Here is an 8,502-nt window from a genome sequence, read left to right as displayed (position 1 = left end):
TGCTGCTGTGGGTGTGTATTATATAGATTTACTGTTGGGTGTCAAACAGTATTTACCACTTTTTTAGATATTTTTTCAATTTTTATTAGGATATCCAGCAAGCATTTGTTTTTATTGATTTTATATTTTTAGAAATATTCAATATCTTTAGACTTCATGCTTATTTATTAGCTAGCGCTTGCTCTATGTCGTTTTTGATGGCTTCTGGCTTGGTCGTTGGTGCATAACGGTCAATTACCTGACCTTTACTATCGACTAGGAACTTGGTGAAATTCCACTTGATACCATCTGTCAGTACGCCACCCTTTTGTTCTTTGAGCCATTCATAGACAGGATGAGCATCTGCGCCATTGACATCAGTCTTTGCCATCATTGGAAAGCTGACACCATAGTTCTTTTGGCAAAACGCACCAATCTCGTCATTGCTACCTGGGTCTTGGCTACCAAATTGATTACAAGGAAAACCGATAACCACCAGTCCTTGATCTTTATACTGCTGATATAGCGACTCTAACCCTTCAAACTGCGGCGTAAATCCACATTTGCTTGCGGTATTGACGATTAATAATACTTTATCTTGGTAATCTGAAAATGCTTGCGAGCTACCATCCATGCGCTCAGCCGTAAAATCGTAAATTGTACTCATCATTTATCCTTAAATTGAGAGTTTTATTGTTTTGGGTGTTTATGCACTACTTCTTTTTCTATCATACACATAATAAAACTATTGAAAAGGAAGCACCGTGTACTTCCCTTTCACGTTTCTAATACTACTTAGCCTACTTACTTCTCAGACTTATCTAAATCGATAGATACTGAGTTGATGCAATAGCGCATGCCTGTTGTCTCGGTAGGACCATCAGGGAATACATGGCCCAAATGTGCGCCGCAGTTGCTGCAAGTGACTTCGGTGCGAGTCATGCCTAGCGAGTTATCGACGTGCTCTTCAATCGCACTGTTATCAATACCTTGATCAAAACTTGGCCAGCCACAGCTCGCATCAAATTTATTGCTTGAGTCAAATAAGCTTGCACCGCAGCCTTTACAACGGTAAACGCCATCGTCGGTCGCATCATTATATACACCTGTAAATGGACGCTCAGTGCCCTTCTCACGCATAATATGATATTCATCAGCGGTTAAACGCTCTTTCCAGTCAGCTTCAGTCAACTGGCTGATCTCTTCTTTGCTTAATTGATTGTCTTGCATAATTTATCCTTGTTCGAGTATTTATTATCTAATCTCGGTAACTATTTTATCGCCATATGATTATGAGAACGACGTGCTCTATCTGTTGGTTATCGGCACACTATTCAAGGCATATATAAGAAAAGTACTCTCTATATTGTGAGATAGATAGCATGATTGAAGAGATTGACTGAGTTAAATATAGCAAATTAATTTTGGATAATGATGGGTAAAGATGTAATTTTAATACCTATACATTTTATGCTCTATATAAGAGATATAGAGATATAGAGAAATAAACCAAATGCTAATTGCAAGATATACTTGCAATACCTAATTGAACCGATTGTAAAATCATTTGCAAATTAACTATCAATGCAATAATATCTTGCATTAGTGCTTAACTAAAATGTTTAATATATCTCTACACTGAATATTTACTGATTGATAAAGGCTCATATAACAATGTCTGACGACAATGGCAAAGGTACGCAAGCGGAACGACTGGTACAGTTGCGCCGTGACAAAGGATTTACTGCTGAGCAGCTAGCGCAAGCCATGACAGCCGCTGGTGCAAAAGTGAGCCGTGGTGCTATCTCAAACTGGGAGCGCGGTACCAATGGCATTGTCTCATCCAAGCTGCCTACACTTGCGCGTATTTTGGGCTGTAGTGAAGGATATCTGTTGCGCGGCGACCTCAACAATGAAGCTATTGATGCAGACGAGTCGACATCATCTGTAGAGCGCAGTGAACATCAAAAGATAGATACGATTTCCCACACCCAGTCAGATATTAAAATAACTGATGCTCAATCGACGACACCTTATTCCGCTAGTAAAAAATCAAAAACCAATTCGACAACCAACCCGAAAAACGGTCATGCTATGAACACCATAAAAAAATCTGATAAATTACAAAACGTTTGCTATGACATTCGTGGTCCTCTATTGCAGACTGCGAATAAGATGGAAGCAGAAGGCAAACGCATATTAAAACTAAACGTAGGCAATCCAGCACCTTTTGGTTTAGAAGCCCCGCATGAGATTTTGCGTGATGTCGCTATGAACTTATCTGAGGCAACTGGCTATTCAGACTCGCAAGGGATTTTCTCAGCGCGCAAAGCCATTTTGCAATATTATCAATCAAAGGGATTGCTGTCGGCCGTTGACGTACGTGACGTATATTTGGGCAATGGGGTTTCTGAGCTTATTGTCATGACCATGCAGGCGTTGATGAATGACGGTGATGAAGTCCTAATTCCAATGCCAGACTACCCGCTTTGGACAGCAGCAGCCAATCTCGCTGGCGGTACTGCTGTGCACTATCGCTGTAATGAAGAAGACAACTGGCACCCTGATATTGAAGACATTAAGTCTAAAATCACGAGTAAAACAAAGGGCATCGTGGTTATTAACCCAAATAACCCGACAGGCTCCCTTTATAGTGATGAGCTATTAAAGCAAATCATCGAAGTTGCTAAAGAGCATGATTTAATCATCATGGCTGATGAAATTTACGACCGTATTCTCTATGACGATAATGTACATACGCCGATGAGCACCTTAACTGACGACGTGCTAGTACTCTCTTACAATGGCTTGTCGAAGTCACATCGTATTGCAGGTTTTCGCTCAGGTTGGATGATGGTATCAGGCCGCAAACAGCACGCAGCTGACTTTATTGAAGGCTTAGATATGCTAGCATCCATGCGCCTTTGTTCTAACGTGCAGGGACAGTATGCCATTCAAACAGCGATGGGTGGGCATCAGAGCATGCAAGACCTGACTTCTGAAAAGGGTCGGCTGTATAAGCAACGTGAGATGGCAGTCTCACGTCTAAATGCTATTAAAGGTATTTCTTGTACCATGCCTCAAGGCGCGTTTTACTGTTTTCCAAAAATGGATCCAGAAGTTTACCCTATCACCGATGATATGGACTTTATGATGGACTTGCTCGTTGAAGAAAACGTATTGATGGTTCAAGGTACTGGGTTTAACTGGGATAGACCCGACCATTTCCGTCTGGTGTTCTTACCTAACTTACTTGACCTAGAAAATGCGATGGATAGATTGGACAGATTTTTTGCGAAGAAACGTAAGCAATTTGGTACCGAGTAAATCTTCATACATCATTAAAAAAACGCTTATCGGCATAATGCTGATAAGCGTTTTTTATTGCGTTGAACCTAGGGCGTGTCTTAAATTCACCCGATAGTCATCTAAATGGGCTAAAAATGGCTAAATCTTGCCAAACATCGTCAAATAGCTGGTTAATATCCCGATATTATCTGCGCTATTTTTCTTGTTTGACGGCAATTTATCTCATTTTTACCACCATTTTTGAAATGAAGACACGCCCTAGTTATTAAAACTCAATTATGACAATTCACTGATAAAAACAGCGCATTAAAATATGTTGCTCAATACGAGATAACTGATGGCTGACATAGTAGCCGCTGCAGGCAGCGTCACAATCCAAGCCAAACCAATCGGCTTCATAAGCTTCCAGTTCGTATCTCTGTTGACGATACCGATACCCAGTACCGCACCTACTAGCGTGTGAGTACTTGATACAGGCAGACCCATCGTCGATGCGCCCATCACAACAGCAGCAGCAGCTAACTCAGCTGAGAAGCCTGAGGCTGGATGCATTTTCGCTAGATTGGTACCAACGGTTTGAATTACTTCTTTACCAATGAACCAAAGACCAACGATTAATGCTACACCAAAAGTCAGCATGACAGCAGGTGGCACGGCAGCTTCAGTAGCGATACTATTAGTACGAATCACATCCATAATGGCGGCAAAAGGACCAACCGCATTGGCGATATCGTTTGAACCATGACTAAAGGCAAAAGCTGACGCGGTAAAGACCTGCATCCAGCTAAACATAATGAACGTCGCTTTGGTCAAATCTTCTTTGTGCTTACCGCGGATACTCTTGGTATAGATATAGGTCGCTAACCATACTAACGCCGCTATCATACCCATAATCAAGAAGCCCTGCAGTGTGGTCAGGCCGCTATTAACATTTTTTAGACCTTTAAAGACGACTAGAGAAGTCATCACCGCACCACCTGCGGCAGCAATGATAGGTACCCATTGCTTAAGTGCTTTTAGAGTATCAAGGCTACTGCGCTCATTCTCAATATCATAAAGCTTTTTGTAGTAATCAGTTTCTAGGTCTTCAACGACACAATCGTCATCTTTATAGATTTCCTGATCACGTAACATCGCTGACGTATAGGCCAATTGCTCAGACTCTGTCAAACCATCCAAAAACTCTTTATGGTTTTGCTTTAAGACCTTTTTATTGCCTTTTAGCGTCGCAATATAAGCTTCGGTTTTATCATTATATTCAATGATGTTTTTCTTGATTTGTCCATATAAAAGATAAGACAACACGCCACCTAGTAGCGGCGACAATACCCAAGAAATAGCGATGGTTCCAACCGTTCCCCAGTCTACCGTTGATAGCGCCATGTCCGTACCACCTAACGTGATACCTAAAACAATGGAGCTACCAATCACACCGCCAATAATGGAGTGAGTGGTCGAAACAGGCAAACCTTTTTTGGTTGCAAATAACAGCCAAAATGCTGCTGCAACCAATGCGGAGAGCATGACATAAATGAACTGATTGGGCGTCACTGATAGACCATCTAGATCGACGATGCCGCTTCGAATCGTATCAGTAACCTCTCCGCCTGCAAGGACTGCTCCCGATACTTCAAATATCGCGGCAATACCCAATGCTTGCGGGATAGTCAACGTCCCTGCACCCACCGAAGTACCAAAGGAGTTGGCGACATCGTTACCACCGATATTGAATGCCATAAAGACACCAAAAGCGGTCGCCACGATGAATAGCGTCGTTTGCTGACGCATGGTGTAATCTAAACCCCACCACAAAAAGTAGGAAGTCATCGCAATCAGTAAAATGGCAAAAAATAGATTTATTCTCATAGAGCCAACTGGCTTGACTGACTCTGTAGAACTGCTGCTAATACCCATACGTTAGTACGTCCTGCGTAAGCTGATTAAAATTATATGAGGTTGATAATATTGCGCTGCTACTCACAGTACTTGTTACGGCATCTAATGAAGTAGCATATATAAAATATACAACATGCGATTAGAAGGTCTTAAACCGACTAGAGCGAAAGGGAAAATACATCCCTCAACATGTCACAAAGCCGCAAGTGATATTGCCAAATCGTCTGATTACAGCATCTTGCGGCTTATATATTTCTTAATGATATTTGTGGTACTACTAACAGCTATTGTAACAATTTTTGTCGTAATTATTAAGTTATCTATACTAAATAACTAAAACACGTTGATTGCTAAATTAAAACTATTATTTAGCAGAAGCTGTTTTGCGCTCTATTATATTAAATATGAGCACATAATGCATGATGATATTGCGAGATTTGTAACTGCTAGTGTATACGGACAAGACCACACTCTGTAAAAGACAGGATAACTCGAATATGTTTCGAGCCATCCTACTTAGGAAATACTTGAAAAATACAGCTATATAAACCTATAAGAGCCCTTAAACTTTAGGCATTTCTAACAACTACTTGCTTTTGGTGATTGCCGACAACTGCTCAACAGCATGATCTAACACATCTAAACGCGCTTGACGTTTTTCATTGGTCGCAATAACACACCATGGCGCTGTCGTTGTATCCGTGCGTGCCAACATATCTGCTGCAGACTGCACATAGTCTGACCATTTATCACGGTTACGCCAGTCATCATCTGTCAGTTTAAATTGCTTATGCGGTGTTTCTTGACGATCTTCAAACCGTTTAAGCTGCTCTTTTTTATCAATCGCTAACCAATATTTGATAACCAACGTTCCTGCTGCTGCCAAATCTGCCTCGAAACGATTAATTTCATCATATGCTCGTTGCCATTCATTAGGAGACGCAAATCCTTCGATACGTTCAACCAACACGCGCCCATACCAAGTACGATCGAAAATAGCGATACGGCTAATACGATTGGTTTGCTCGTCAGGCAATCTCGTCCAGAATCGCCACAAGTAAGGATGCTGAGTCTCATACAGCATCGGCGCGCCAATATTATAGATTTGATACTCGCGAGGATCTAGCGGTGCGACCAATCTTTTGATCGCACCGCCCTTTCCCGCAGCGTCCATCCCTTCAAAGGCAAACACAACATGCCGACCTTGGCATGCGCGTAACAATTCAGCGAGCCTTGCTTGCTTCTCCGCCAACGCCTCACGATAGTCGGACTTACTGATTTTTTTATCTTTAATAGACGTCAGTTGCTTAGGTATCGGTGCAGGTTCAAACTGTTTTTGTTTAGTATCTGAGTTAAGTTCCAGTTTTTCGGACTGGGAATGGTTTTTTGAAGTTTCCTTGCCATTGCCATTATCATTGGTATCTGTCTGACTACTCGCCAGCGCGGTTTGCATAGCGTGTAGCACCAAGTGACAAAAGTTATCAGCGGCCTCTAACTTATCGTCACCATCAATGATGACCCAATCATCCTGTTGACGCAGCAAGGTCGCAGCCACCTCATTAAACTTCTCGATGACTTGCTTATTATTCCAGTCAATTTGATACAGAAACTGCGGATCTGCCTCATCATCCTTTAAGCGACTGTGCAACGTTTCAATATCAACATGAAACCAGCATTTTAATAATTTGGTTTGATTGGCAATGAGATCCTTTTCAAATGCTTTTAGCGTGTCCAATTGCTGCTGTAGATAGTCTTGCCACCGAGCGATAGGAAGCGGATTTTTATCTGTTTGACCTTTATCATTTGATAATGCTTCAAGGTTTTCACTCTCTGATGTCGCTAGTCGCATGACGTTGTATAATAAATCAGCATACCAGTTGCCGAAATACACCATGACGTCACCATGACGCGGCATGGCGCTAGTATGTGCTTGCCAAATAGGTTGATAGTTCAATGGCGAATGACCAATGGTTGCCTCAACTTTAAGCAGCCTTGGATCTACCCATTGCCGTAACTGTTTAACGGCTGTACCTTTACCTGCCTGCTCCATCCCATTAACTAGTACTAACAAACCTGTTGGCTTATTGAGGGTCGGCGGCGTTTGCTGGCGAGTGGCTTTTAAAGCATACTGAGCTGTCACCAGTGCTAATCTAAGCGAATCCTCATCCAGTGAAAACTGACTCAAAGGATTGGGCTTTAGACGCTGCTCCACAACTTGCTCACTAAATTGTGTACTTACCGCTTGTGGTGCTTTTGGTTCAGTAGTATCATTTTTTTTAGACATGATTACACTCGCTATTATTGTTATTGGGCTGCTTTACCGTTGAGTGACTTATGGGATAGCTATTAATAGGACAATTCTCAATATTTTGATCTCATCGCTCATTTTCATCTCATTTAATCATAGCACTGCGCCAATCGAGTAAATAATATTGCTGTGTAACAGATTGATATTTGTATTCTTAATTATTTTCTTTTAAGGTGAACACAATTTTGAGTATAGGATAGAACAGTTGATGAAAACCTTATAACCCTGAACCACCATATTTAAAACAACTATACTCAAATTTGATTACCCTATTTACTTTTACAGGATTCACTGCCATGACCGCTTTAGCTGATTTACAACAGCATTTGACACGTTTTTGGGCGATGCCTCATCACCAAAATGATATATTGAAAGCCAAGCTTAATGAAGTACAAACATGGCAACAAGTACGTATTCGTCACACTCATCGCGAGCTATTTGAACAGCCAAAAAACCAGTTAATGGCAGATTACTTTTTAACAAAACTATATGGTGGCGATGAGTTCGAGATGCTAGCCAAACAATTGGCACGTATTCTTCCAAAAGCGAAAAAGTTAGAACGTCTTGCCAAAGAATCAGCTCTAGAAGCTGGTAGTATGGGCATCCAAGCAGCAATTTTAGCTATTGAGTTAGATTTGCATTTGGCTCAGTGGCTACTTGCTCAGGATTTGCCAGTAAACGAAGAGAATATGCTAGCCGCCTACCGCGCTGTTGATGAAGAAGCCGAGCGCCGAGTTCAGATTGCTAATCTAAAAGACGTCTGTTATCGCACGGACAAGCATCTAAATTCGTTTATGCTCAAAAAAGCCTTCGCACTAGCAAAGAGCACAGCCTATCGTCATAACTTTCAACCACTTTATGACTTTATTGATGCAGGCTTTAAGGCCATGAAGCCCCTGAAAAGCGTCAGCGATTTTATCGAGCCATTCTGCAAGCGCGAACTGTCAATCGTTGATCAGGTGCATGATTCGGATAATGGCAGTAAGCCAGTAGCGTTTGGTGTATCATAA

At 41.6% G+C, this 8,502-nt stretch carries 5 protein-coding genes and 2 pseudogenes; 3 read left to right on the top strand and 4 right to left on the bottom strand.

From position 1 onward, the window contains the following. Window positions 1-160: 160 nt before the first annotated feature. Window positions 161-646 (bottom strand): glutathione peroxidase, encoded by a 486-nt coding sequence (locus CXF60_RS01360; RefSeq protein WP_102090470.1) that lies wholly within the window; start codon window positions 644-646, stop codon window positions 161-163. 137 nt (window positions 647-783) lie between these two features. After that, entirely contained in the window at window positions 784-1,209 is a 426-nt protein-coding gene (gene msrB / locus CXF60_RS01355) for a peptide-methionine (R)-S-oxide reductase MsrB (protein WP_057760931.1), read from the bottom strand. Window positions 1,210-1,653: 444 nt separating this feature from the next. Between msrB and CXF60_RS14700 the strand changes: the two are divergent. Next, window positions 1,654-1,888, top strand: a pseudogene (locus CXF60_RS14700) (helix-turn-helix domain-containing protein); the annotation flags it as partial. A 53-nt stretch (window positions 1,889-1,941) separates the two neighbouring features. Then, window positions 1,942-3,306: pseudogene (locus CXF60_RS01350) on the top strand (aminotransferase class I/II-fold pyridoxal phosphate-dependent enzyme); the annotation flags it as partial. A 288-nt stretch (window positions 3,307-3,594) separates the two neighbouring features. On the opposite strand, the gene CXF60_RS01345 reads toward CXF60_RS01350, so the two are convergent. Together CXF60_RS01345 and CXF60_RS01340 are read right to left on the bottom strand one after the other, a co-directional pair. Beyond that, the gene (locus tag CXF60_RS01345; protein ID WP_102090468.1) at window positions 3,595-5,202 is read right to left on the bottom strand and encodes an inorganic phosphate transporter; all 1,608 of its coding nucleotides are present in this window, start codon (window positions 5,200-5,202) and stop codon (window positions 3,595-3,597) included. Between the two features lie 568 nt (window positions 5,203-5,770). Beyond that, window positions 5,771-7,468, bottom strand: a complete 1,698-nt coding sequence (locus CXF60_RS01340; protein ID WP_102090467.1) for an ATPase — start codon at window positions 7,466-7,468, stop codon at window positions 5,771-5,773. A gap of 320 nt (window positions 7,469-7,788) precedes the next feature. On the opposite strand from CXF60_RS01340, the gene CXF60_RS01335 reads away from it, so the two are divergent. After that, the gene (locus CXF60_RS01335) at window positions 7,789-8,502 is read left to right on the top strand and encodes an FFLEELY motif protein (protein ID WP_102090466.1); all 714 of its coding nucleotides are present in this window, start codon (window positions 7,789-7,791) and stop codon (window positions 8,500-8,502) included.

The sequence above is a fragment of the Psychrobacter sp. 4Bb genome (assembly GCF_002836735.1).
Classification (GTDB): domain Bacteria; phylum Pseudomonadota; class Gammaproteobacteria; order Pseudomonadales; family Moraxellaceae; genus Psychrobacter.
Note: the sequence above shows the minus strand (reverse complement) of the source record. Positions and strands in the feature narration are given on the sequence as shown.